The sequence below is a fragment of the Microlunatus sp. YIM B11417 genome (genome assembly GCF_059617205.1).
The window spans coordinates 129,812-152,315 of the sequence record NZ_JCAMPJ010000010.1; the positions used below are offsets into that span (position 1 = coordinate 129,812).

The 22,504-nt window shown below is 70.7% G+C and carries 24 protein-coding genes; 9 read left to right on the forward strand and 15 right to left on the reverse strand.

All coding sequences use genetic code 11. The features are described 5' to 3' along the window. Positions 1 to 55: 55 nt before the first annotated feature. A complete protein-coding gene (locus AC6CCG_RS30235) occupies positions 56 to 1,387 on the forward strand; it encodes an MFS transporter (RefSeq protein WP_496658513.1) in 1,332 nt (443 codons plus the stop codon). Next, a complete protein-coding gene (locus AC6CCG_RS30240; RefSeq protein WP_496658514.1) occupies positions 1,371 to 2,132 on the forward strand; it encodes a FadR/GntR family transcriptional regulator in 762 nt (253 codons plus the stop codon). The genes AC6CCG_RS30235 and AC6CCG_RS30240 overlap by 17 nt, the downstream gene beginning before the upstream one ends. On the opposite strand, the gene AC6CCG_RS30245 is transcribed toward AC6CCG_RS30240, so the two are convergent. Continuing rightward, positions 2,093 to 2,623, reverse strand: coding sequence for a GNAT family N-acetyltransferase (locus AC6CCG_RS30245; RefSeq protein ID WP_496658515.1), 531 nt, complete (start codon positions 2,621 to 2,623; stop codon positions 2,093 to 2,095). The two genes, AC6CCG_RS30240 and AC6CCG_RS30245, sit on opposite strands and share 40 nt — an antisense overlap. A gap of 93 nt (positions 2,624 to 2,716) precedes the next feature. Here AC6CCG_RS30245 and AC6CCG_RS30250 point away from each other — a divergent pair, with 93 nt between their 5' ends. Together AC6CCG_RS30250 and AC6CCG_RS30255 are read left to right on the forward strand one after the other, a co-directional pair. Beyond that, entirely contained in the window at positions 2,717 to 2,971 is a 255-nt protein-coding gene (locus tag AC6CCG_RS30250) for a type II toxin-antitoxin system Phd/YefM family antitoxin (protein WP_496658516.1), read from the forward strand. After that, positions 2,964 to 3,368 (forward strand): type II toxin-antitoxin system VapC family toxin, encoded by a 405-nt coding sequence (locus AC6CCG_RS30255; protein ID WP_496658517.1) that lies wholly within the window; start codon positions 2,964 to 2,966, stop codon positions 3,366 to 3,368. The genes AC6CCG_RS30250 and AC6CCG_RS30255 overlap by 8 nt, the downstream gene beginning before the upstream one ends. 12 nt (positions 3,369 to 3,380) lie before the next feature. On the opposite strand, the gene AC6CCG_RS30260 is transcribed toward AC6CCG_RS30255, so the two are convergent. The 5 genes from AC6CCG_RS30260 to AC6CCG_RS30280 are packed head-to-tail and all read right to left on the reverse strand — an operon-like array spanning position 3,381 to position 8,639. Continuing rightward, positions 3,381 to 4,448, reverse strand: coding sequence for an ABC transporter ATP-binding protein (locus tag AC6CCG_RS30260; protein ID WP_496658518.1), 1,068 nt, complete (start codon positions 4,446 to 4,448; stop codon positions 3,381 to 3,383). 2 nt (positions 4,449 to 4,450) lie between these two features. Continuing rightward, a complete protein-coding gene (locus AC6CCG_RS30265; RefSeq protein ID WP_496658519.1) occupies positions 4,451 to 5,308 on the reverse strand; it encodes a carbohydrate ABC transporter permease in 858 nt (285 codons plus the stop codon). Beyond that, complete coding sequence (locus AC6CCG_RS30270; RefSeq protein WP_496658520.1) at positions 5,305 to 6,228, reverse strand: carbohydrate ABC transporter permease; 924 nt, start codon at positions 6,226 to 6,228, stop codon at positions 5,305 to 5,307. The genes AC6CCG_RS30265 and AC6CCG_RS30270 overlap by 4 nt, the downstream gene beginning before the upstream one ends. A 30-nt stretch (positions 6,229 to 6,258) precedes the next feature. Further along, a complete protein-coding gene (locus tag AC6CCG_RS30275; RefSeq protein WP_496658521.1) occupies positions 6,259 to 7,593 on the reverse strand; it encodes an extracellular solute-binding protein in 1,335 nt (444 codons plus the stop codon). 23 nt (positions 7,594 to 7,616) lie between these two features. Then, a complete protein-coding gene (locus AC6CCG_RS30280) occupies positions 7,617 to 8,639 on the reverse strand; it encodes a Gfo/Idh/MocA family protein (RefSeq protein ID WP_496658522.1) in 1,023 nt (340 codons plus the stop codon). A 146-nt stretch (positions 8,640 to 8,785) separates the two neighbouring features. Here AC6CCG_RS30280 and AC6CCG_RS30285 point away from each other — a divergent pair, with 146 nt between their 5' ends. After that, complete coding sequence (locus AC6CCG_RS30285) at positions 8,786 to 9,976, forward strand: ROK family protein (RefSeq protein WP_496658523.1); 1,191 nt, start codon at positions 8,786 to 8,788, stop codon at positions 9,974 to 9,976. A gap of 69 nt (positions 9,977 to 10,045) precedes the next feature. Here the strand turns inward: AC6CCG_RS30285 and AC6CCG_RS30290 are convergent, their stop codons facing one another. The 5 genes from AC6CCG_RS30290 to AC6CCG_RS30310 all read right to left on the reverse strand — a co-directional run bounded on the left by AC6CCG_RS30290 (position 10,046) and on the right by AC6CCG_RS30310 (position 14,881). Continuing rightward, a complete protein-coding gene (locus AC6CCG_RS30290; RefSeq protein ID WP_496658577.1) occupies positions 10,046 to 10,672 on the reverse strand; it encodes an endonuclease domain-containing protein in 627 nt (208 codons plus the stop codon). Beyond that, positions 10,663 to 11,625 carry a VWA domain-containing protein gene (locus AC6CCG_RS30295; RefSeq protein WP_496658578.1) on the reverse strand — a complete coding sequence of 321 codons (963 nt, stop codon included), beginning with the start codon at positions 11,623 to 11,625 and terminating at the stop codon, positions 10,663 to 10,665. Before AC6CCG_RS30295 ends, AC6CCG_RS30290 begins: the two co-directional genes overlap by 10 nt. Before the next feature lie 43 nt (positions 11,626 to 11,668). Next, positions 11,669 to 12,649 (reverse strand): VWA domain-containing protein, encoded by a 981-nt coding sequence (locus tag AC6CCG_RS30300; protein WP_496658524.1) that lies wholly within the window; start codon positions 12,647 to 12,649, stop codon positions 11,669 to 11,671. Continuing rightward, positions 12,646 to 13,629, reverse strand: coding sequence for a DUF58 domain-containing protein (locus tag AC6CCG_RS30305; protein WP_496658580.1), 984 nt, complete (start codon positions 13,627 to 13,629; stop codon positions 12,646 to 12,648). The genes AC6CCG_RS30300 and AC6CCG_RS30305 overlap by 4 nt, the downstream gene beginning before the upstream one ends. A gap of 190 nt (positions 13,630 to 13,819) precedes the next feature. Next, the gene (locus tag AC6CCG_RS30310) at positions 13,820 to 14,881 is read right to left on the reverse strand and encodes an AAA family ATPase (protein WP_496658525.1); all 1,062 of its coding nucleotides are present in this window, start codon (positions 14,879 to 14,881) and stop codon (positions 13,820 to 13,822) included. Positions 14,882 to 15,217: 336 nt separating this feature from the next. Between AC6CCG_RS30310 and AC6CCG_RS30315 the strand changes: the two genes are divergently transcribed. Genes AC6CCG_RS30315 through AC6CCG_RS30325 form a run of 3 tightly spaced genes read left to right on the forward strand, consistent with a single transcriptional unit; the run spans position 15,218 to position 18,508 of the window. Further along, a complete protein-coding gene (locus AC6CCG_RS30315) occupies positions 15,218 to 16,207 on the forward strand; it encodes a hypothetical protein (protein WP_496658526.1) in 990 nt (329 codons plus the stop codon). 4 nt (positions 16,208 to 16,211) lie between these two features. Next, positions 16,212 to 17,063: an HAD hydrolase family protein gene (locus AC6CCG_RS30320; protein ID WP_496658527.1), complete on the forward strand. Its 852-nt coding sequence runs from the start codon at positions 16,212 to 16,214 to the stop codon at positions 17,061 to 17,063. Beyond that, the gene (locus AC6CCG_RS30325) at positions 17,060 to 18,508 is read left to right on the forward strand and encodes an amidohydrolase (protein WP_496658528.1); all 1,449 of its coding nucleotides are present in this window, start codon (positions 17,060 to 17,062) and stop codon (positions 18,506 to 18,508) included. Before AC6CCG_RS30320 ends, AC6CCG_RS30325 begins: the two co-directional genes overlap by 4 nt. On the opposite strand, the gene AC6CCG_RS30330 is transcribed toward AC6CCG_RS30325, so the two are convergent. From AC6CCG_RS30330 to AC6CCG_RS30345, 4 genes are all read right to left on the reverse strand, one after another. After that, on the reverse strand, positions 18,493 to 18,855 hold the full coding sequence (locus AC6CCG_RS30330) for a hypothetical protein (protein WP_496658529.1): 363 nt from the start codon (positions 18,853 to 18,855) through the stop codon (positions 18,493 to 18,495). The two genes, AC6CCG_RS30325 and AC6CCG_RS30330, sit on opposite strands and share 16 nt — an antisense overlap. Beyond that, the gene (locus tag AC6CCG_RS30335) at positions 18,848 to 19,240 is read right to left on the reverse strand and encodes an SgcJ/EcaC family oxidoreductase (RefSeq protein ID WP_496658530.1); all 393 of its coding nucleotides are present in this window, start codon (positions 19,238 to 19,240) and stop codon (positions 18,848 to 18,850) included. Before AC6CCG_RS30335 ends, AC6CCG_RS30330 begins: the two co-directional genes overlap by 8 nt. Continuing rightward, on the reverse strand, positions 19,237 to 19,863 hold the full coding sequence (locus tag AC6CCG_RS30340; RefSeq protein ID WP_496658531.1) for a PadR family transcriptional regulator: 627 nt from the start codon (positions 19,861 to 19,863) through the stop codon (positions 19,237 to 19,239). Before AC6CCG_RS30340 ends, AC6CCG_RS30335 begins: the two co-directional genes overlap by 4 nt. A gap of 189 nt (positions 19,864 to 20,052) precedes the next feature. Then, positions 20,053 to 21,024, reverse strand: coding sequence for a zinc-binding dehydrogenase (locus tag AC6CCG_RS30345; RefSeq protein ID WP_496658532.1), 972 nt, complete (start codon positions 21,022 to 21,024; stop codon positions 20,053 to 20,055). Between the two features lie 118 nt (positions 21,025 to 21,142). Here AC6CCG_RS30345 and AC6CCG_RS30350 point away from each other — a divergent pair, with 118 nt between their 5' ends. Next, entirely contained in the window at positions 21,143 to 22,483 is a 1,341-nt protein-coding gene (locus AC6CCG_RS30350; RefSeq protein WP_496658533.1) for a glycosyltransferase 87 family protein, read from the forward strand. The last annotated feature ends 21 nt before the right edge of the window (positions 22,484 to 22,504 follow it).

The window sequence follows — 22,504 nt, forward strand, 5'->3', positions numbered from 1 at the left end:
ATAAGTTAGGAGGGTCCTGCCACCACGGCACCGCGGCCGACGTCGGGAGCGTGCGATGACCCATCCCTCCGAGCAGACCACCCGCCTGACCCCGGGCGCGCGCAAGGCGGTGATCGCCGGCACCGTGGGCACCCTGATCGAGTGGTACGACTACGCGCTGTACGGGGCCGCCGCGAGCCTGGTGATCAACCGGCTGTTCTTCCCCGACCTGGTCCCGGCGGCCGGCGTGCTCGCGGCGTTCGCCACCTTCGCGGTCGGCTTCTTCATCCGGCCGCTCGGCGGCGTGATCATCTCCCACATCGGCGACCGGGTCGGCCGCAAGCCGGCCATGATCATGTCGGTCGCCCTGATGGGCGGCGCGACGGTGCTGATGGGGCTGCTGCCGAGCGCCCAGACCCTCGGTGTGCTGGCCCCGTTGTTGTTGATCTTGCTCCGGCTGGTCCAGGGATTCGGGGCCGGCGCCGAGCTGGCCGGCGCGATCACCCTGATCGCCGAGTACGCCCCGCAACGCCGGCGTGCGCTCTACACCGCGATCCCGAACGCGGCCACGGCCGGCGGCTCGGCGTTCGCCACGCTGGCCTTCCTCGCCGTCGCCGGGCTGCCCGACGAGCAGTTGCTCTCCTGGGGCTGGCGGATCCCGTTCCTGATCTCCGCGGTCCTGTTCGTCACCGCGCTCTACATCCGCAACCGGCTGGACGAGACCCCGGAGTACGTGGCCGCGATGGAGTCCGCCGAGCGACGGCGGCAGCGGGAGCGGCTCCCGCTCGGCGAGCTGTTCCGCGGCAGCCGGCGCGAGGTGATCCTCGGTTTCCTCTCGATCTCGGGGCACAACGCGTGGGCGTACGTGCTCAACACGTTCGCGCTCAGCTACCTGACCACGACCATGGGGATGCCACGCACCGAGGCGCTGATCCCGGTGATCACCGCGGCCTTCGCGGGCATGATCTGCTGCCCGTTCCTCGGCCTGGCCGCGGACCGGTTCGGCCACCGCAGGCTGTTCGTGATCGGCGCCGGGTTCGCGATCGTCTGGGTGGTGCCGCTCTTCCTCGGCCTGAGCAGCGGCAACGTGATCATCGCGACGCTGGTGATGGCGGTCGCCTTCGGCCTCGGCTTCGGCGCGATGGCCGGAGCCCAGGGTGCGTTCCTGGTCAACCTGTTCCCGGTCCGCTACCGCTACTCCGGCGTCGCCGTCGCCCGCGAGTCGAACGGTGTGTTGATCGCCGGGCCGACTCCGTTCATCGCCTCCGCCCTGGTGCTCGCCGGCGGCGGCTCGCCCTGGCTGGTCTGCGGTTACGTCGCGCTGTGCTGCGTCGCTACGATCGGCTCGGTGCTGGCCCTGGGCCGGACCAACCCGGACCCGGTGACGGAGCATGATCATGATCGATGAGGTCCAGCGGACCACGCTGTCGTTCCAGGTGGCCGCGATGCTCGGCCGCTACCTCGACGAGGAGGAGTTGGCCGAGGGCGACCCGATCCCCGCGACCCGGGAGCTGGCCGAACGGTTCGGCGTTTCCGTACCGGTGGTCCGGGAGGCGATCGCCGAACTGGCCGGGCAGGGCCGGCTGACCCGGTCGCAGGGCCGGGCCACGGTGGCCCGGGTGCCGTCGGCCGCCGACCTGGAGGGGATGTTCCGGTCCCGGATGCGGCGCGAGGCGGACGCCGTGCTGCAGTTCCACGACTACCGGCGGGTGCTCGAGGTCGGGGCGGCCCGGCTGGCCGCCGGTCGCGCCACCCCGGCCGACGTGGCCACCATGAGGGAGCGGCTGGAGGCCTGGCGCAGCCTGCCGGAGGACTCACCGGCCCTGCTCGAGGCCGACATCACCTTCCACCGGGCGATCGCCGAGGCGGCCCGGAACGAGGTGCTGCTGATGTCGATGGACGCGGTGGCGGCGCTGCTCTACGACGCCCGGGTGCTCGGCTGGCGCGGCTGGCTGCACGCCGGGCGGACGATCGAGCAGATCGCCGACGCGCACGCAATGATCATCGACGCGGTCGAAGCCGGCGACCCGGACCGGGCCGAGCGGGCCATGCATGATCATCTGGACCAGGCCAGCTTCGGCCTGCACACCGAGCTCGACGAGCCCGGCGCCGGTCAGGACGCGGGACGGGCGTCGGCCCGGAGCAGCCCGTAGTAGACCGTGTCGTGGTAGCGGCCGCCGATGAAGGAGCGGCCGCGGAGCAGACCCTCGCGGGTGAAGCCGGCCTTCTCCAGGGACCGTTGCTCGGCGTGGTTCTCGCCGTTCGTGGTCGCCTCGATCCGGTTCGCGGTGGTGTGGTCGAACAGGTAGTCGATCAACTGTCGCTGGGCCAGCGTGCCGAGGCCGCGGCCGCGGTGCTCGGGCAGGATCGCGATGCCGATCTCGTACGTGACGCCGACCGGGGTCCCCCGCCCCTCGGACTTCCAGGACACGATCCCGACGGCGGCGTCGTCCTCGTCGGTGACCGCGATCATCCCGAAGTGCGGCCCGAGGTAGCCGTCCTGCTCCCACCGCCGCTGCCGCGCCTGGACGTCGGTGAACCCCGGCCATTCGAACGGCCCGAGCGCCTCCGGGTCCGTACTCAGGCGTTCCAGGAACGGCAGGTCGTCCTCGCGCAGGGCACGCAGCACGGAACGGTCGGTCATCGGCTCCTCCTCCAGTGGGCAGGAGCAGCCTAGGTCTCGAACGCTCCGCCTGCAGCGGAACCAGGTGTAGCACATCGCGCTACGCTAGGGCCCATGGCCGAGCAGATCAGTCAGCGAGAACTCCGCAACGAAAGCGGGCGAGTCATGCGCGGACTCGCGGAGGGCCGCTCCTTCGTGGTGACGAGCCACGGGGAGCCCGTCGGTGAGCTGCGCCCACTCCGCCGTCGCCGATGGGTGGATGCGCAGGTCGCGGTCGAGATCTTCCGGGGTGCGCCGCCGCTGGATCGGCAGCGGTTCCGCGACGAGGTGGACGCGGTGCTGGACCAGGACGCGGTCCCCCGTGGCTGAACGTCTTCCAGCCGGTCTGCTGGATACCTCCGTCATCATCGACCTCGAGCAACTGTCACCAGAACAGCTACCGATCCAGGTCGCCGTGACCTCGGTGACCCTTGCCGAACTCGCGGCAGGACCCGCGGCAACTCGCGACCCCGCCGAACGTGCCATCCGCCAGGACCGACTGCAGCGCACGGAAGCGGCGTTCGATCCGCTGCCGTTCGACCTTGAGGCCGCGCGCGCGTACGGGCGGATCTACAGCGCCGTGGTCGCGCGAGGGCGAAAGCCTCGTAGCCGAATCGCCGATCTGTTCATCGCGGCGATCGCCTTGGCCGAGGACCTGCCGCTGCTGACCCGGAACGCGGGCGACTTCGCCGGCCTGGAAAGGCTGGTCGACATCGTCGAGGTATGACCCCGGCTGCCGTCACCGTCGCAGGCCCGACTCCGGGTCGAAGCAGTGCACGGTGGCGCGGCTGGTGTCGATCATGACCGGGTCGCCGGGACGCAGCTCGCCGAAGCCCGGGACCCGGGCGGTGAACGGGGTGCCGTCCAGGTCGATGATCACGTCCGAGGCGTTGCCGAGCGGTTCGACGACCCGCACGGTTCCGTGCGCGTCGTCGGCCGCCGCGGGCCGGAGGCCGCACTCCTCCGGACGGAGTCCGACCCGGACCGGGCCGCTCTGTGCCTCGGCGACCGCCACCGTCAGCCGGGTGCCCGTGACGGCCAGCCGGCCTCGGTCGGCGGGTTGGGCGTCCAGCAGGTTCATCCGCGGCTTGCCGACGAAGGAGCCGACGAACTCCGTGGCCGGCCGGTGATAGATCTCGTACGGGGAACCGTACTGCTCCAGCCGGCCGCGGCTCATCACGGCGATCTTGTCCGACAGCGTCATCGCCTCCTCCTGATCATGGGTGACGTAGACGCTGGTGGCGCCGAGCTCGGCATGCAGCAGCTTCAGCTCGCTGCGGGTCTGATCACGCAGCAACGCGTCCAGGTTGGACAGCGGCTCGTCGAACAGGAACACCGCCGGCCGCCGCGCGATCGCCCGGGCCAGTGCGACCCGCTGCCGCTGCCCGCCGGACAACAGCCGCGGCCGGCGGTCCAGTACGTGCTCGATGTCGAGCCGCCGGGCGGCGTCGCGGACCCGCCGGTCGGTCTCGTCCCGCGGCACCTTGCGCATCCGGAGCCCGAAGGCGATGTTGTCGTAGACGCTCATGTGCGGATACAGCGCGTAGTCCTGGAACACGAAGGCAAGATCACGCTTGTCCGGCTCCAGGTCGTCCACCCGGTGCCCGTCGATCAGGATCTCGCCGGTGGACACGTCCTCCAGCCCGGCGATCATGTTCAGCGTGGTCGACTTGCCGCAGCCGGACGGGCCGAGCAGCGACACGAAGTGCCCGTCGGCGATGGTGTAGTCGAGGTCGTGCACAGCGACCGCGGAGCGCTTGCCGCGACCGAACGACTTGCTGACGCCGACCAACTTGATCTCGGCCATGATTATCCCTTCACCGCGCCCTCGACCAGGCCACGGATGATCCACTTCTGGGCCAGCAGCGCCAAGATCAACACCGGCACCGCGGTGATCACGCCGGCGGTCGCCGCCGACGTGTAGTCCATCGCGAACAGTCCCTGGAACGCCGCGGTCCGGACCGGCAGCGTCACCGCCTTGCTGGTGGTCAGCACCTTGGCCAGGAAGAAGTCGCTCCAGCTGGTGATGAAGGCCAGGATCGCGGTCGCGGCCAGCCCCGGAGCCGCCAGTGGTACGGCGATCCGGGTCATCACCTGGAGCCGGTTGCAGCCGTCGATCCGGGCCGCCCGCTCCAGGCTCGGCGGCAGGTCGGCGAAGAAGCCGACCATCATCCAGACCACCAGCGGCAGGATGAACGCCGTGTAGGTGATGATCAGCCCGATCAGCTGGTCGTAGGCGCCGAACGCGCGCAGCAGGATGAACAGCGGCACGGCGAGCACGATCACCGGGATCGCCTGCACGGTGAGCATGCCGAGCAGCAGCGCCTGCCGGCCGCGGAACCTGGCCCGCGCCAGCACGTACGCGCAGGCCGAGCCGAGCGTCATCGTGATCATCGTGGTGGCGATCCCGACGATCGCCGAGTTCGCCATCGGCACCAGGAACGAGCCGTCCGCCAGCAGCCGTTGGTACGAGTCCAAGGTGACCGCCCCGAACGAGTATCCCCCACCCTGCAAGGCTTCCGGCGGGTAGAGGCTGTAGACGACCATCCAGCAGAACGGCGCCAGCAGGTAGATCAACAACAGCACCACCAGCGCCCGGTGCACGACGGTGCCGATCAGTCGCCGCCGGTCCCGCCGCCCGCGCCCCGAGCCCGTCGAACGGTTCATGATCGTCCTCCGCTCTCGCCGCGCTGCCGGAAGATCGCGATCCAGACGACGGTCACCACGATCACCAGCACCATGGTGATCACGGCCATCGCCGCCCCGTACCCGCGATCGAGATAGCTGAACGAGGTCAGGTAGGCGAGGAAGTTGATCGTGGTCGTTCCCTCGGCCGGACCGCCGGAGCCGCCGGTCAGGACGAAGATCGTGTCGAACACCTTCAGCGACCACATCGACTGCACCACCAGGGCGAACAGGATCGGCCCGCGCAGGTTGGGCAGCGTGACCCTGGTGAACCGCTGCCAGGGACCGGCGCCGTCGATCACCGCGGCCTTGTAGATGTTCGCCGGGATGCCTTGCAGGCCGGCCAACATCAGCAGGCAGAGGAACGGCAGCAGCTTCCACAGTTCGGCGAAGATCAACACGTTCATGGTGAGCCCGGGGTCGGCCAGCCACTGCACCCGCTCCGGGACCACGCCCAGCCGGAGCAGCACCGTGTTGGCGATCCCGCCCGGGCCGTCGAAGATCACCTTCCAGATGATCCCGTTCACCACCGGCGGCACCGCCCACGGCACCAGCAGCAGCACCCGGGCCAGCGTCCGGCCGCGGAACTCCCGGTTCAGCAGCACCGCGATCGCGACCGCGAGGGCGACGCCGCCGAGCACGGTGAACACCGAGAAGTAGAGGGTCCGGCCGAGGGCGGCCAGGAACTGCCCGTCGGTCGCCAGGTCGGCGTAGTTGCCGAGGCCGACGAACGGCCGGGCCCCGGCGATCTTGTCGTTCCACTGGAAGCCGGACATGTAGAGGGCGTACCCCATCGGATAGCCGAGCAGCGCCACGACGATCGCGACCGCGGGCAGCGCCATCAGCACGCCGAACCGGACGTCCCGGAGCCGGCGGACGTCCGTCCTGCTGGCAACGCTCATGATCATTTCCCTCTCACGGTGGACGTCGGCTCAGCGCGGCAGGTACTTCGCCACCAGTTCCCTGGTGCCGACCGCGGTCGCGTCCAGTGCCTCCTTGGGCGTGATCTTGGCGTTCATGGCCTGGTTGAGCTGGACCGACAGCAGCTGGTCCAGCTCACTGGACCAAGGCGTGCCGTACCGCTTGGTCGCGTACTCGGTGGACTGCTGGTACGTGGACAGCACCGGCAGCGCCTCGAGGCTGGCCGGGTCGGTGAGCACCGACTCCGAGACCGGGAACCAGCCCTCGCCGGCCACGATCTCGCGCTGCACCTCGCCGGTCGCGACGAACTGCAGCCAGGCCAGTGCGGCCTCCTTGTTCTTGGAGAACTTGCTGATCGCGAAGCCCTCCGAGCCGTCGATCGTCGCCGAGCGGACGCTGATCCCCGGGATCAGCCCGTTGCCCACCGTCTTCGCGTCCAGCGACGACTTCTCCCCCGTCGCCACCGACCACTGGAACGGCCAGTTGAAGACGATCGACACGCCGCCGCGGGCGAACAGGTCGGCGAGGTCGGCCGAGTGGCTGAGCTGCAGCGACGACGGGTCCATCACCTTGTGCACCTGGAGCAGCTCGACCAGCCGGGTCAACGCCTCGACGCCCGCCTCGTCATTGAAGATCGGCTGGTAGTCGGCGTCGTACATCTCGCCGCCGTTCAGCAGCAGCATCCGGAGGAAGTTCTGGTACGCACCCGCCGGGTTCCCCAGATCACAGGCGAACCCGTAATGATCATCGGTGGTGAGCTGCTTGGCCGCCGTGACGAACGCGTCCCAGTTCTCGGGGCCGATCTCCGGGTCCAGACCGGCCTTGCCGAAGGCGGTCTTGTTCCAGAACATCGTCTGCACACTGGAGAACTTCGGCAGCCCGTACACCTTGTCCTGCCAGCTCACCGCGTCCAGCGCCGGCTTGATCAGGTCACCCGGCACGGCCGACGGATCGAGCTCCTGCAACCAGCCGGCCTGGCCGAACTCCGCGGACCAGCCCGCCCAGGTCATCACGACGTCGACGCTGGAGTCCTGGGCGGCGAACAGGGTGGCGTAACGATCATGGAGGTCGTTGAAGTTGCCCTGGGTGTAGGAGGCGATCTTGATACCGGTCGCCTTCTCGAACGCCGCGATGGTCGACTTCTGGAACGTCGTGTTCGTGTTGTCGTCGATGATCGTCAGCTGCCCGGTCGGCTGGGCGCCGGGCTTGAGCGGCGCCTCACCGCCGGCCGGTGCGCCACCGGTGCCCGGGTCGTTGGCACTCACGCAACCGCCGAGGGCGAGGCCGCCGGCGGCAAGACCACCGAGGCCCAGGGCGGACCGGCGGGTGAAGAGGTTGTTCGTCATGGTGCGCTCCTTCGTCGGAGTGATCAGATTTCCTGCGGCAGCCCGCTCTCCAGGCTGGTGTGCACCGCGGCGATGGCCGCGGTGATCAGGCGGCCGGCGGCGATGCCGGGAAGGTCGCGGTCGGCACCGTTCAGGACGGCGACGAAGTCGCCGATCATGTCGACGCCGAGGCCGCGGAGTTCGTCGTAGTGGCGGTAGCCGCCGAGTTGGACCCACTGGCCGCCGGCGTCGTCGTAGCGGGTCAGCCCGCTGTCGGAGATGTTCAGCCGGAAGCTGGTCGTGTCGGTGTGCAGTTCGTACCGGAAGTCGAAGACCGCCGGCAGCGACGTGGGCAGCACCCACTGTGAGTTGAGCACCGTGACCGAGCCGTCGTCCATCGTGAAGGTCGCCGTGATCGCGTCCCAGGTGTCGACGCCGAGCGCCGGCAGCACCCGCTTCACCCCACGGGCGAAGACGCCGACCGGGCGGCTGCCGGACAGCCAGCAGGCAAGATCAAGACTGTGCGGCATCAGGAACCAGGCCGGGGAACTCTGCGCCGCCCAGGACAACATCTGGGTGGGGACGAAGATCGTGTCGTTCAGGTTGATCACCTGGTTGACCACGGCGCCGGCCTCACCGGCGCCGAGTTGGCGGCGGACCTCGGCGAAGCGCGGGTTCCAGCGGTTCTCGAAGGCGATCATGATCTTCGCGCCGTGCGCCTCGGCTGCCGCGGCGATCGCGTCGGCATCGGCGACCGTGGTGGCCAGCGGCTTCTCGATCATCAGGTCCAGACCCTGGTCCAGGCAGCGCACCGCGGCCTCGCGATGGGCGAAGTCCGGGGTGGCGATCACGGCAGCGGTGAGGTCCGGATGGGCTGCCAGCATGGCGTCGAGATCCGGGTGGACCGGAACGCCGAGGTCGCTGCCGGCACGCTCCCGTACCGCGGGATCGGGGTCGCAGACGGCGATCAGGTCGGCCTGCGGATGCTGCCGGATCGCCGCTGCGAACAGCGATCCGCGGATTCCGCCTCCCACGACCCCGAAGCGCGGCCGGCCGGCTGCTGACATCCACATCACCCTTTCGAAGACCTTCCCGAAGTATGTTTGTTGTGAAACCATACATACTGCGGACGAGATCGTCGAGAGGGCACCGATGACGATCCCGTTACGGCGATGATGATGCTCGACAGAAGCCACGAGATCGGAGGCAGCGGGTGACCACGATCGGCCCGACCCGGAAGCCAGGCCTGCTCAGCCCGGCGGCGATCGGACGCACCAATCGCTCGAGGGTGCTCGAACTGCTGCACCGCGACGGCCCGGCGTCCCGCGCCCAGCTGGCCCGTGCCCTCCAGGTGAACCGAGCCACGATCACCTCCATCCTGCAGCCGTTGATCGACAACGGCACCCTGGTCGAGGGCGCCTCGGTGGCCGCCTCACCCGCCGGCGGCAAGCCGGCCCGGCCGGTCTGGTTCCGGCCCGACGGGCCCGAGCTCGGCTCGATGCGGATCGCACCGCACGCGATCATCGGGGCCCGGCTGGGCGTCGACGGCACCATCCGGCACCAGGCCGAACGCCCCCTCGAGAGCGGTGCGCCGCTGGCCGAGATCGAACGGACGATCTTCGCCGTCGCGCACGAGTGCTTCGACGACGCCAGCCTGCTCGGCGTCGGCATCGCGGCGTCCGGCACGATCAACACGGCCAGCGGTTCGATCATCTCGCTCCAGCTGGCCCCGGTGCTGAACCACTACCCCGCCACCGAACGACTGGGCCGCGAGCTGGGTGTCCCGGTCTACATCGATCACCATCCGCGGGTGCAGGCGCTCGGCGACAAATGGTTCGGCCACGGCCGCGGGCTGGCCAGCTTCGCCTCCGTCTACACGGGCGAGGCGCTCGGCTTCGGCCTCGTCTACGACCACGAGATCGTCCGGGGCGAACAGGGCGCCGGCGGCGAGTACGGCCACACCGTCGTCGACCTGCACGGCCTGCCCTGCCCGTGCGGCCGGATCGGCTGCTGGGAGACGATCGCCACCCTGACCTGGCTCCGCGCCGAGGCCGAGCGACGCGGCCTGCCGGAGCCGGCCAAGATCGACTGCGGCCGGCTCACCGAGCTGGCCGACCAAGATCATCGGGTCGCCGCCGACCTGCTCCAGCTGTACGCCCAGAACCTCGCGGTCGGCCTGGCCAACAACGAGCAGATGATCGCCTCCGGCCGCTACCTGATGCACGGCGACGTCTGCGCCGGCGGCACCCGGATGCGGGATCTGCTGGAGCGTTGGCTGGTCGCCTACAGCCCGGACCGCGACGGCGTCACGCCGACCGTGATCATGGCCGATCCGACCGAGCGGATGACCCTGCTCGGCGGCGGCGCCCTCGCCCTGTCCGCCGCCTTCGCCTCGATCCTCTGACGGCCGGCGCCGACGACGCGGCACGGCAACCGGCGAAGGCGTTGCGTTGCGGGGCTGTGTGTCAGGTGATCAGGCGGCGCGGCCCAGGCGGCCGTTGATCAGTGCGCCGCGGATCGACCGGAGCACCCATTCGGGATCCTCGGTCAAGTGCGGCCAGGTGAAGTGCAGCACCGTCCAGCCAGCGGCGGCGAGATCGGTCCATTTCCGTCGATCACGATGGAACTGCTCCTCGTGCCGGTGGAACTCATAGCCGTCGACCTCGATCGCGACCCGCTCCCGGTGGAACACGACGTCGACCACAGAGCGGACCCCGTCGACCCGGATGGCGCAGTTGCCCAGCCAGCCGTCGATCCGGGCCCGTCGCAGCAGCTCGTGCAGGTTGCGTTCCGCGGCGGACGATGGCCGGCGGCGCGACCTGGTCAGCCAGCGGTGCCGGCGCGCGTTGTCCCGGCGGCGTGGCGTCTCGGCGAGCGCGTCGTCCAGCCGTCCGATCGAGATGAGTCCGGATAGCGTCCGCGTCGTCCCGGCCGTGGACGACGGGGTCCGGCAGGGCGAGCGCGGCTCACGCCAATTGGCACTGTTCTGCAGCGCAACGACGCCCTGCCGCTCGAATCCGCCGGCCGGGCAGCCTTGCCTTGCAGATCTGTGCCAATTGGGGATCGGGCGACGAACCCGGGCACGGGCTCCTAGGGCCAGCGGGCGCCGAGGGAGATCATGCCGAGGGCGGCCAGGATCGCGAACGCGAGACCGAAGCCGGCGTAGCGTTCGGTGACCTCCTGCTCGACCTTCTCGGTGCCGACGGAGGTGCCGATGTCGGCGTAGACCTCCTTCAGCTGCCCGGCCGACCGGGCCTCGTACGCCTCGCCGCCGGTGATCTTGGCGATCCGCTGCAGCTCGGCCAGGTCGACCGGCACCCGTTCGATCCGGCCGCCGATCTCGATGGTGCCGGTCTGGGTGCCGTACGCGATCGTGTAGATCGGCACCTTCTGCGCCTTCGCCTGCTCCGCAGCGGTCGCCGAGGACCGGCCGAGCTGGGTCTTGCCGTCGCTCAGCAGCACGATCCGGGCCGGCACCGGCGCCTTCGGGTCGTCCGGGTCGGGCGGCACCTGGGTCAGCGCGGCCAGCGAGGTGTAGATGCCTTCGCCGATCGCCGTGCCCTGGTCGGGCTGCAGGTCGCGGATCGCGGCGGTGACGACGTCCCGGTCGGTGGTCGGCGGGACCAGCGTCGAGGCCGTACCGGCGAAGGAGACCAGCGAGACGTTGAACTTGGCCGGCAGCGAGTTCACGAAGTCGGCCGCGGCGACCTTCGCGGCGTCGAGCCGATTCGGCTGTACGTCCTCCGCGAGCATGGACAGCGAGATGTCGATCGCGACGACGATCGTGGCCCGCTGGCGCGGCACGGCCACCTCGTCCTTCGGCTTGGCGAACGCGACGGTCAACGTGGCCAGGCTGAGCACCGCCAGCCCGACCGCGACGTGCCGCAGCCAGGTCCGTTCCTTCGGGATGACGAAGTCGAACATCGTGCGCCCGGAGGTGTTGCTGCGCTGCTTCTTCCGCCAGATCAGGATCAGGTAGACGCCGACGAGCGCCGGCACCAGCAGCAGCAACAGCAGCCGGAGCGGCTCCATGAAGGCGATCATCGGAATCATCATGTGCGGAGTCCTTCGACAGGCTCAGGACGCGGACAGTGGATCACGGCCATTTTGCCCCCAACGAGATCGCGCCCAAAGCAGCGAGCACGGCGAAGAGCAGTCCGTAGCCGGCGAACCGGGCGGTGAGCTCGACGGTCGAGTCCTGGAAACCGACCTCGGAGCCGATGTTCTTGTACACCTGCTCCAGTTGGGCGGCGGTCGCCGCCTTGAAGTACTCGCCTTGGGTGTCCCGGGCGATCTCTTGCATCAACGCGTGGTCGACCGGTACGGGTTCCCGCTTGCCGTCCAGGTCGACGTAACCGTTCTCGGTGCCGTACGCGATCGTGTAGACCGGCACCTTCGCCTCGGCCGCCGCGGCGGCCGCCTGCTTCGGCGCCCGACCGGCCGTGTTCGTACCGTCGCTGAGCAGCACGATCGCCCCGGGCGCGACGTTGTCCGGATCGTTCGGGTCCTTCGGCGCCTGGCGCAGCGCCCGCATCGAGGTCGCGATCGCCTCGCCGATCGCGGTCGACTCGGCCAGCTGGATGCCGTTGATCGCGTTCTCGACCGTGTTGTGGTCCAGCGTCGGTGGCACCAGGATCGACGCCGAGCCGGCGAACGCGACGATCGAGACGTTGTACTTGTCGGGCAGCTGCTCGACGAACTCATTGGCCGCCTTCTTGGCCGCGTCCAACCGGGTCGGCTGGACGTCGACCGCCTGCATCGACAGCGACGAGTCGAGGGCGATCACCACCGTGGCCCGCTCCCGGGGCACCGGCACCTTGTTGCTCGGCCGGGCCCAGGCGACGGTCAGCGTGACCAGGCTGAGGATCGACAGCGCGACCGCCAGGTGCCGCCGCCACTGCGACTGCTTGGGGATCACCGCCTCCAGCATCGAGGTGTTGGTGAACCGCATCCCGCGCCGGTTCTTCCGCATCATGGCGAAGATGTAGCCGATGATCAGCAGCGGGATGACGAGCAGCGCGAACAGCCGGTCCGGCGAGAGGAAGGTGAGATCCCTCAGCCATTCGATGAAGTTCACTTGGCCACTCCCTGCGGCGGCGCGTGCAACATGCTGGCGACTCGGCGGTACGCCAGCACGAACCGGGCGATGTCCTGCACCCAGTCTCTGTCGGTACGCAACTGGATGTGGCCCACCCCGGCCCGCCGGAGCGCGATCCGGATCCGTTCCCGCTGCGCGGAGCTGGCCGCGTCCATCCGGGCCCGGGCGTCCGTGTCGCCCGTGTTGACGTAGCGCTCGAAGTCGGTCTCCGGGTCCCGGATCAGCATGTCGCCGACGTCGGGGAACTCGATCTCACGCTTGTCCACGACCTCGATCGCGAGCACCTGGTTGCGGACGGCGAGCCGGCGCATCGCGCGTTCCCATTCGGGCTCCACGTTCGGGTCGAGCTCGTGGTCACCCGGGGTGAGGAAGTCGGACACGACGACCCGGAGGCCGCGCCGCCGCTGGGTCCGGGACAGCTGCTCGACGGAGGCGGCCAGCGACATCGGGCCGTGCGCGTGGTCGGGCACGAACGGCTCCGTCAGCATCCGCCGCAGCAGCCCGTACAGTGCGGAGCGGCCGGACCGGGCCGGCAGCCGGCGCAGCTGCTCGGGCCGCATGATGTAGCCGCCGAACCGGTCGCCCATCTTCTGGCTGAGGAAGCCGATGGTGGCGATCGCGGCGATGCCGAGGTCACGCTTGGTGACGCCCTCGGTGCCCCAGTTCATCGACGGGGTGACGTCGAGCAGCGCCCACACCTCGAGCTCGCGGTCGGCCATCGTGTCCCGTACGTGCGGGACGGTGGTCCGCGCGGTCACCGCCCAGTCGATCTTGCGGACGTCGTCCTCGCCGGCGATGTAGGCCCGCGCGTCGCTGGTGTCCGAACCGGGGCCGGGCAGCAGCCCGAGATGATCACCGTGCAGGAAGCCCTCGAGCCGGCGCACGATGGCCAGTTCGAGCCGGCGCAGCGCGGCCTCGGGGGCGAGCTTGTTGAGCGGGATGGTCGGCCGGGTGGGCATGCCGAGTACCGACGACGGCGCACCGTGCTGGGCCGCCTGGTCCGGACTGGGCTCGGCGAACTCGACCGGCTGGCCGCTGGGCGGCGGCAGCGGCCGCGCCTGGGACGGCATGGCCGGCGGTCCCGACGGCGGCGGGAAGGCGGGAGCCCCCGAGGGTGGTGGGAATTGCGACAACGGCTGGGCCTTCCTCCTAGTGGAAGTCCGGCTGCGGCGCCTGCTGGTGGTTCGGCGAGCCCTGCTGCTGGTTGTTCCAGACCGGTGTCGGCGGCGGCACCATGGCGACGATCCGCTCGACCACCTGGGCCGGGTTGATGTTGTCGGCAACGGCGTCGAAGCCCAGCACCAGGCGGTGCGACATGACGTCCTTGGCGACCGCCTGGACGTCGGTCGGCAGGACGTAGTCACGGCCGTGGATCAGGGCCAGCGCCCGCGACGCGGCCACCAGGCCGAGGGTGGCGCGCGGGCTGCAGCCGATCTGGATCACCGAGGTGAGGTCCGGCATGTTGAACTCGGCCGGGGTCCGGGTGGCCAGCACCAGCCGGACGATGTACTCGGCGACCAGGTTGTGCACGAAGACGTCCTCGGCCCGCCGCTGCAGGTCGCGGACCAGGTCCGGGTTGAGCACCGGATTCGAGGACGGCGGGTCGACGCTCATCCGGCGCAGGATCTCGAACTCCTCGTTGCCCCGCGGGTACGGCACGTCGACCTTGAGCAGGAACCGGTCCCGCTGCGCTTCCGGCAGCGGGTAGACGCCCTCGGACTCGACCGGGTTCTGGGTCGCGATCACGATGAACGGCTTCGGCGCGGGATGGGTCTTGCCGCCGATCGACACCTGCCGCTCGGCCATCAGCTCCAGCATCGCCGACTGCACCTTGGCCGGCGCACGGTTGATCTCGTCGGCCAGGACGAAGTTGACGAAGACCGGGCCGAGCTCGACGTCGAAGCCCTCCTGGCTCGCCTTGTAGATCCGGGTGCCGACGATGTCGGACGGGACCAGGTCCGGAGTGAACTGGATCCGGGCGAACTCGCCGCCGACCACGGTCGCGAAGCTTCGTACGGCCAGCGTCTTGGCCACACCGGGCACGCCCTCGAGCAGGATGTGCCCCTTGGCCAGGAGCCCGACCATCAACTGCTCGACCATGTGTTCCTGGCCGACGATGACCCGCTGCACCTGGGAGATCGCCTCGCCGAGCAGCTGGGCCACTCGCTGATTGGCGCCCTGGGTCTGCTGGCCCTGTGTCGCGCTGCTCACTCAGTCTCCTCGTCGTTCTTCGCCTGCCGCGCGGAACCGGCCGGGTCCGACGCGCGACTGGCCCGCTTGCCACCACGAACCTACCGGTGCCTCCGGCGCCACGTCATTCTCGCAGACGGGGTTTCGCGCCGTGACGGCCTGCAGGGCGGGCCGATGCCGACGCGGCAGCGCCATTCCACCATCGCATCGGCCCACCTTCGGGGGTCTCCCACCGTACAAACCGGCAGACCCGGAATCACGCCTCGGGGAGCGATTCACAGCCTCCGCACAGCGGGGGTCCGCCACGGTCGTGGTCGGCGCGCTGCGATGCCCCGGGATGTGGTGAGATGGGTGGCGATGTCCACACCCGAACCGCCGCCGGGTCAGCCGGAGTACGTCCCGGTCCATCCGCTGCTGCCCGACGACCCGCCCAAGATCGGCGGCTTCTGGCTCGACGCGCGGCTGACCGCGGGCCCGTCCGGTGTGGTCTACACCGGGCACGGCCCGCATCCGACCGATCCCTCGGCGCCGGCCGGCGGGGTGCCGGTGATGATCGTGCTGCTGTCCGAGGGCGCGGCGGCCGACGCCGCGGCCCGGGACCGGTTCGCCGGCGTGGTCAACGCGATGCACATCGACACGGTGCTGGCGCGTGGCGGTGAGGGTCAGGACACCGGACGGCTCGGCCGCCGCTACCAGAGCGACGAGGACGACCCGGTGACCCCGGACGGCCACCCTGCCGCGCCATGGGCCGCGCTCGCGTACGACGGCTCGCCGGCCGCCGCGGCGGAGGCGCAGCGGGTGCTGGACCAGGTCACGCTGGCCACGCTGCCGATGCAGGGACAACCGTCCGGGCCCGACTACCGGCTCTACTGGATCGACCGGATCAAGCCGGGCCTGGCCCGGCTCTGGCCGCTGCCCTGGCCCGGCCGCTACGACCGCGCCGGCTGGGTCAGCATCCTGATCTCCTGGCTGCTGATGATGCTGCTGGCCGCGCTGGCGGTCCTGATCGCGATCTTGATCTTCCGGAACCAGCCGCCGCAGTCGCCGCCGCCGCCGATTCCGCCGACCGCCAGCCCGCCGCCGTCCGGCTCGCCGCCGCCTTCGTCGGGTTCCCCGCCGCCGTCGTCCGGGTCGCCGCCTCCTTCGTCGGGTTCGCCTTCCCCGTCCTCGGGTTCGCCGTCGCCGTCCTCCGGTTCGCCGTCGCCCTCCGAGGGCTCGCCGTCCCCGACCGAGGGGTCGCCGAGCCAGACGCCGTCCATGTCGGGCTCGCCGTCGCCGGGTCAGACCGGTGGTCCGACGCCGTCCGAATCCGGCGGTGGTACGCCCTCGCCGCGGTCCAGGCTGTAGCGCGATGACCGACGTCGATCCCGGCCCGCGGCCGGGCACCCGGGACGCGGCGACGCCGCCGGCCATGATCGTTTCCGATCTCGACGGGACGTTCCTCTCCCCGGACGGCTCCGTGTCCGCGATCAACGCCGACGCGGTGGTCGCGGCCCAGCGGGCCGGCATTCCGGTGATCTTCGCGACCGGCCGGCCGATCCGGTGGCTGGACGTGATCAGCGACCTGCCGGGCATCCACCCGCTGGTGATCGCCAGCAACGGCGCGGTCCTGTACGACGTCACGGAGCGACGGATCGCCAGGTCCCACACGATCGACGGATCCCTGGCCCTGAAGGCGGTCCAGGTGCTCCGGGAGGCGTTGCCGGGCTCCAGGTTCGCGTTCGAGGAGGGCGAGCGCTTCGGGTACGAGCCGGGCTATCTGCTCACCGATGACAGTGCCGCGGATCCCGCGGTGACGGTCGGCCCGGCGGACGAACTGGCCGTCGGCGGTGATCATGTGAAGGTGTTGCTGCGGCACCCGTCGAAGAGCTCCGACGAGCTGGCGGTCGCGGCCACCGAGCTGGTCGGTGACCTGCTGACCGTGACCCACTCGTCGCTGCCCGGGTCCCGCCTGATCGAGATCAGCCGGCTCGGGGTCAGCAAGGCCTCGATGCTGGCCGAGGTCTGCGCCGACCTGGCCATCCCGCTGGCCGACGTCGCGGCGTTCGGTGACATGCCGAATGATCTTGACCTGCTGTCGACGGTCGGTCGTCCGCACGCGATGCGCAACGCGCACCCCTTGCTGCTCGAACTCGACCTCACCGTGGTGCCCAGCAACGAGGAGTCCGGCGTGGGCCGGACGATCAGCGGCTGGTTGGAGTGAGCCGCCCGCTGCTGCTCCGCCGGGTGCGGCTGGTCGGTTCGGCGGACCCGGTCGATCTGGTGATCACCGACGGCCGGGTCGGCGGTGATCCTGCCGGAGCCGAGATCATCGACCTGGACGGCCGGTTCCTGCTCCGCGGGCTGTGGGACCACCATGTCCATTTCGATCACTGGGCCGCGGCCCGGCGTCGGCTCGACCTGACCGGCGCCGGGTCAGCGGCCGCGGTGGTCGACCTGGTCGCCGCCAGGGCCGCGAACGCACCGGCCGTGATCACGGGCTACGGCTTCCGGGACGCCGCCTGGCCGGACCAGCCGACCTTGGCCGCACTCGACCGGGCCGCACCGCCGGACACCGTCGTGGTGCTGGCGTCGAACGATCTGCACTGCGTCTGGCTGAACTCGACCGCCTTCCGCCGGTACGGTCTCGAGCCGACCCTGGACGGCCTGGTCCGGGAGACCCCGGCGTTCGCCGTGCTGCAGCAGCTCCGCGACGGCGACGAGGAACGTTCCGACGATCAGATCGCGGAAGCGGCGCTGGCCGCGGCGGCCCGTGGCGTGGTCGGGATCGTCGAGCTGGAGTTCCAGGACAACCTGGCCGTCTGGTCGCGCCGGGTCGCGGCCGGGATCCGGTCCCTCCGGGTCGAGTGCGGCGTCTATCCCCCGCAACTCGCCGACGCGGCCCGGCTCGGGCTGCGCACCGGACAGGCGTTGCCCGACGGCGACGGGCTGCTCACCCTCGGCCCGTACAAGATCATGACCGACGGCTCGCTGAACACCCGGACCGCGGCCTGCTGGGACCGCTACCCGGAGCCGGCCGATGATCATGATCACGGCATCCTGCAGTACGACCTCGCGACGCTGACCGCCATGATCACCGAGGCGGCGGCGGCCGGGCTGGACAGCGCCGTGCACGCGATCGGCGACCGCGCGAATTCCGTTGCGCTGCGGGCCTTCCGGGCCACCGGCAGCCGCGGCCGGATCGAGCACGCCCAGCTGCTCCGGGACGAGGACCTGCCCTGCTTCGCCGAACTGGGCGTGATCGCCAGCGTGCAGCCCGACCACCTGATCACCGACCGGGCGGTCGCCGACCGGCACTGGGCCGGCCGGACCGGCCGGGCCTTCCCGTTCGCGAGCCTGCTGGCCGCCGGTGCCACCCTGCGGCTGGGTTCGGACGCGCCGGTGTCGCCGCTGGACCCGTGGATCACGATCGCCGCGGCCGTGCACCGTACCGCCGGAGCCGAGCCGCCGTGGCACCCGGAGCAGCGGATCGGCGTCACCGAGGCACTGAACGCCTCGACCGACGGCCGGGCCGCCGTCCGGCCGGGCGATCCGGCCGATCTGGTGATCACCGAGCTGGATCCGCTGACCGCGACCGCGGAGCAGCTCCGGGCGATGCCGGTGTACGGCACCCTGCTCGGCGGCGACTGGACCTATCGGGCGAGCTGACCGAGGTCGACCAGCCGGGACGTGGTGCCGAGGCGACGGGCCGCCTCGGCGATCCCCTGCTCGAACCCGGATCGGGTCGACTCCCGGAAGCCGAGGAAGAAGCGGTTCGCCAGCGGCACGCCCCAGCGCAGCCACTCGGCGACGTTGTAGACCCGGTGGATGATCATGGTCGCGGTGCCGTCCGGTTCGGCCGACCACTCGCCGCGGTACCACCAGCCGCCCTGGTGAGCCGCCGTGTAGCCGTCGGTCTCGGTGGCCGCGATGTTGTCCCGGAGCAGTGGCCAGACCTGGTCGATCGGCGCGTCGATCCGCCCGGCCACCTCGGCCAGGAGTTTCCGTTCAGCCACGGGGATCCGACACCCTCGTGTTCTGGAACGACGCGAACCTCCAGCCCTCGCCGGTCTGCACGGCGGTCAGGCTGATCACCGAGTCGCGAGTCGGGTCGGGCTTGCCGTCGACGGTCGACGAACCGCCGGCGATGATCAACATCGCGCCGTCGGCCAGCGACCTGATGTCCGCCTCACCCTGGTAGGGCTCGAGCTTGATCGGCATCCGGAACAGCTCCCGGTGCCCCTCCTCGATCGCGGTCCTGCCGCGCAGTCGCAGACCGAAGAAGGTGATGTAGTCGGCGTCCTCGGTGAACAGGTCGGCATAGCCGGCGGCGTCGCCGGCATTCCAGGTGTCGGTCAGCCGGTGCAACAGCTGGTGGACGGGTTCGGCGGTGTTGATCATGAGGTTCTCCCTGATTCTGGTTCCGGTTCGCGGAGCACGTCGTCGAGGAGGTCGAGCCGCACGGTGCCGGCCCAGTCGAGCTCGCCGCGCTCGATCCGGTCCAGCACGGTGCCGATCCAGTCGAGTTCGGCCTGCTGCACGGCGCGTTCGTACTCGAGTTCGAGCAGCACCACGTCCGGCAGTCCCTCGCCGCGCAGGGCGGTGAGTTGCTCGGCCAGCCCGGTGACGGTGCCGGTGATCGTCGCGGCCCTGGTCCGCAGCGACTGCCGCGCCGTCGCGGCCGGCAGCGCGCCGAGCAGCGAGACGGCCGCCACGAACGTCCGCCGGTCCAGGTCCGGGACTTCGATCAAGGTCCGCAGCCGGCCGGCCAGCTGGCCACGGCCCTCGTCGGTGATCCGGTAGACGGTCCGCTCCGGGCGCCGCCCGTCCCGGACCGTCTCGGCCGGCTCGATCAGCTCGTCGCGGGTCAGTCGCTCGACCGCGTGGTACAGGCTGCGCGGCAGCCCGGTCACGTAGTCCTTGTGGGTCGCCACGATGAACCGCTGCAGCTCGTACGGGTGACTGTCCCGCACCGAGAGCATCGCCAGCACCGTGAGCCCGACCAGATCCGCACCGCGCGCCATCGCCCCTCCTCTTCATAGTGCAAAATGCACTATAGCACTTCGCGCTACATGGCGGGAGCACGACGGGATCGTGAGGCACCGGTCCCGGCGCACGGTCCGAAGCCCGCCCCCACACGCCGACCGGTCACTCCTGCAGCGACACGCCGCCAGAACCGCTGCTTTGGTGACCGGTCGGCGAAAATCGGGGGGTCAGGTCAGGACGACCTTGCCCACGGTTCGGCGTTGCTCCAGGTCGGCGTGGGCGCGGGCCGCTTCGGCCAGCGGGTATGGGCTCACCAGTGGCTGCCATTCACCGCGGGCGGCCCGGCGCAGCGCTTCCTCCACGTACGGGCGCAGGGCGGTCGGCCCGGTCCCCGGACGGAAGCCGAAACCCCAGGAGGCGGTCAGGCCGCGGGCGACCAGCTCGTCGCTGTCGAACCGGGTCGCCGAGCCGGCCGAGTAGCCGAACATGATCAACCGGCCGCCCGGCGCGAGCAGCTCGAACGCCGCCCGGCCGACTTCGCCGCCGACGCCGTCGAGCACGACGGTCGGTGGCTTCCGTACCGACTCGGGCCAGTCCGGCGCGTTGTAGTCGACCAGTTCGTCGGGCGCCAGGGCACGCAGTCGGTCCAGCTTCTCCGGGCCGCCGGCCGCGGCGATCACGGCGGCCCCGGCAGCGCGGGCTGCCTGGACCAACAGCCAGCCGATCCCGCCCGCAGCGGCCGGGATCAACACCGTGTCCTCCGGTCCGAGCGCCGCCTTGCCGAGGACCCCGACCGTCGTCCGGCCGGTCCCCACCAGAGCCACCGCGTCGGTGGCCGACACCGGGCCGCCTAGCGCGTCGAGGTCGTAGAGCAGGTCGGGCGTGGTGACCGCCTGCTCGGCGTACCCGCCGGGAACCAGGCCGAGATGGGCGACCACCCGGCGGCCGAGCCAGGTCGGGTCGACTGCCGCGCCGATCCGGTCCACCCGTCCGGCCACTTCCCGCCCGGGGATCGTGGGCAGCTCCGGCGGGGGCATCGGTCCGCCCGTCTCGCCCCGTCGCAGCACGGCGTCGAGCAGGTGGACCCCGCTCGCCGCGACGGCCACCCGGACCTGGTCGGGCGCCGGTTCGAGGTCGGGCAGGTCGTCCAGGACGAGCTGGTCCGGGGAGCCGAAGGCATGAAGTCTGATCGCTCTCATGCCCACCACGGTGCGACCTGAAGTGAAGTTGAGGTCAACGGTGTTCCCGGTCACGTGGACCCGGCTGACCTGACCACCGTCCCCGCGGGCCGCGGCGACAACTGGTTAGATCGAGCCCATGGGTCCGTCCACGCGTAGATCTGCGACGCCGACGTCGAACGGGACGAGTTCCGGCCGCCGCCGCCACCGCTGGGCCAACCCGTTCACAGACCCGGAGCCCGGACCCCCGCTGACTCCGCGCCGGCTGCTGGCCGGGTTCCTGATCAGCCTGCCGGCGATCCTGATCGGGCTCTACGTCGGCTCGACCACGTTCCGCGGCGGCACCCTGTTCCCGTGGGATCCGGTCATGGTGGACCTGGAGGTGTACCGGCTGGCCGGTCAGACGCTGCTCGACGGCGGCGATCCGTACCACCTGCCCGGATCGCTGCCGTTCCTCTACCCGCCGATCGCCGCCCTGCTCGCGGTGCCGATGGCGTTGCTGCCGCTGGCCCTGGTCGAGGTGGTCTGGACGATCGGCGGCGTGCTGGCCGTGCTCGCCGTGCTGCACCGGTTCGGCCTGAGCGGGACCCGGCTGGCGCTGGTCGGGGCGGCGACGATCTTCATCACCGAACCGGTGAACCAGACCCTGAGCTTCGGCCAGGTCGGCATCTTCCTGGTCGCCCTGGTCGTGCTCGATCTGGTGCCCGGCCCGCGGATCCTGCCCGGCCGACGGTTGCTGCCGCCCGGGGTGCTGACCGGGCTGGCCGCCGCCGTGAAGCTCACTCCGGCGATCTTCTGGCTGATGCTGCTCGGGGCCGGGCGACGCGGGCTGGATCCGGAGCGCCGGGCCGGGCTGGTCAGCATCGGCTCCGCGGCGGCGCTCACCCTGGCGGCCGCCGCGATCGTCCCGGCGACCTCGCTGGACTTCTGGGGCCGGCTGGCCCACGGCGACACCGGGCTCGGCAACAGCTTCGTCTACTTCACCAACCAGTCCGTGATGGCCGACGTGGTCCGGGTGCTCGGCATCGGCCGGGGCAGCCAACTGCTGGCGCTCGCGGCGTGCGCCGTCGTCGCGCTGCTCGGGGCGTGGGTCGGTCTGCTCTGGCACCGCCGCGGGATGACCGGGTTCGCGGTGGCGCTGTGCGGACTGGCCGGGCTCCTCGCCTCGCCGGTCTCCTGGAGCCACCACTTCGTGTGGGTGGTGCCGATCGCGCTCTGCCTGGCCGGGCCCCTGCTGCCGCGGCAGGTCGGCCGGGTCCGCGGACTGCCGCTGTGGTTCCAGATCATCGGCTGGGTGTTCGTCGGGTGGATCGTCATCGCCCCGTACAAGCAACTGCCGGGTGGCGCGGACGTCGAGCTCACCTGGTCGCCGGTGCAGAACCTGATCGCCTCGACGACAGCCCTGCTCGGCCTGGTGATCTTGATCACGGCCGCGTTCTTGATCTTGCGCCCGAGCGAACGGCGACCGTCGGCCGGGTGACCGCCGGGCGAACCGTTCGCG

What these genes read in the sequence shown, in the direction of transcription:
- AC6CCG_RS30275 (WP_496658521.1), bottom strand. Translation starts at nt 7,593, where the DNA reads ATGACGAACAACCTCTTCACCCGCCGGTCCGCCCTGGGCCTCGGTGGT.
- AC6CCG_RS30280 (WP_496658522.1), bottom strand. Translation starts at nt 8,639, where the DNA reads ATGTCAGCAGCCGGCCGGCCGCGCTTCGGGGTCGTGGGAGGCGGAATC.
- AC6CCG_RS30245 (WP_496658515.1), bottom strand. Translation starts at nt 2,623, where the DNA reads ATGACCGACCGTTCCGTGCTGCGTGCCCTGCGCGAGGACGACCTGCCG.
- AC6CCG_RS30260 (WP_496658518.1), bottom strand. Translation starts at nt 4,448, where the DNA reads ATGGCCGAGATCAAGTTGGTCGGCGTCAGCAAGTCGTTCGGTCGCGGC.
- AC6CCG_RS30305 (WP_496658580.1), bottom strand. Translation starts at nt 13,629, where the DNA reads ATGCCCACCCGGCCGACCATCCCGCTCAACAAGCTCGCCCCCGAGGCC.
- AC6CCG_RS30240 (WP_496658514.1), top strand. Translation starts at nt 1,371, where the DNA reads ATGATCATGATCGATGAGGTCCAGCGGACCACGCTGTCGTTCCAGGTG.
- AC6CCG_RS30350 (WP_496658533.1), top strand. Translation starts at nt 21,143, where the DNA reads ATGGGTCCGTCCACGCGTAGATCTGCGACGCCGACGTCGAACGGGACG.
- AC6CCG_RS30335 (WP_496658530.1), bottom strand. Translation starts at nt 19,240, where the DNA reads ATGATCAACACCGCCGAACCCGTCCACCAGCTGTTGCACCGGCTGACC.
- AC6CCG_RS30250 (WP_496658516.1), top strand. Translation starts at nt 2,717, where the DNA reads ATGGCCGAGCAGATCAGTCAGCGAGAACTCCGCAACGAAAGCGGGCGA.
- AC6CCG_RS30315 (WP_496658526.1), top strand. Translation starts at nt 15,218, where the DNA reads ATGTCCACACCCGAACCGCCGCCGGGTCAGCCGGAGTACGTCCCGGTC.
- AC6CCG_RS30265 (WP_496658519.1), bottom strand. Translation starts at nt 5,308, where the DNA reads ATGAACCGTTCGACGGGCTCGGGGCGCGGGCGGCGGGACCGGCGGCGA.
- AC6CCG_RS30345 (WP_496658532.1), bottom strand. Translation starts at nt 21,024, where the DNA reads ATGAGAGCGATCAGACTTCATGCCTTCGGCTCCCCGGACCAGCTCGTC.
- AC6CCG_RS30270 (WP_496658520.1), bottom strand. Translation starts at nt 6,228, where the DNA reads ATGAGCGTTGCCAGCAGGACGGACGTCCGCCGGCTCCGGGACGTCCGG.
- AC6CCG_RS30320 (WP_496658527.1), top strand. Translation starts at nt 16,212, where the DNA reads ATGACCGACGTCGATCCCGGCCCGCGGCCGGGCACCCGGGACGCGGCG.
- AC6CCG_RS30295 (WP_496658578.1), bottom strand. Translation starts at nt 11,625, where the DNA reads ATGATTCCGATGATCGCCTTCATGGAGCCGCTCCGGCTGCTGTTGCTG.
- AC6CCG_RS30235 (WP_496658513.1), top strand. Translation starts at nt 56, where the DNA reads ATGACCCATCCCTCCGAGCAGACCACCCGCCTGACCCCGGGCGCGCGC.
- AC6CCG_RS30340 (WP_496658531.1), bottom strand. Translation starts at nt 19,863, where the DNA reads ATGGCGCGCGGTGCGGATCTGGTCGGGCTCACGGTGCTGGCGATGCTC.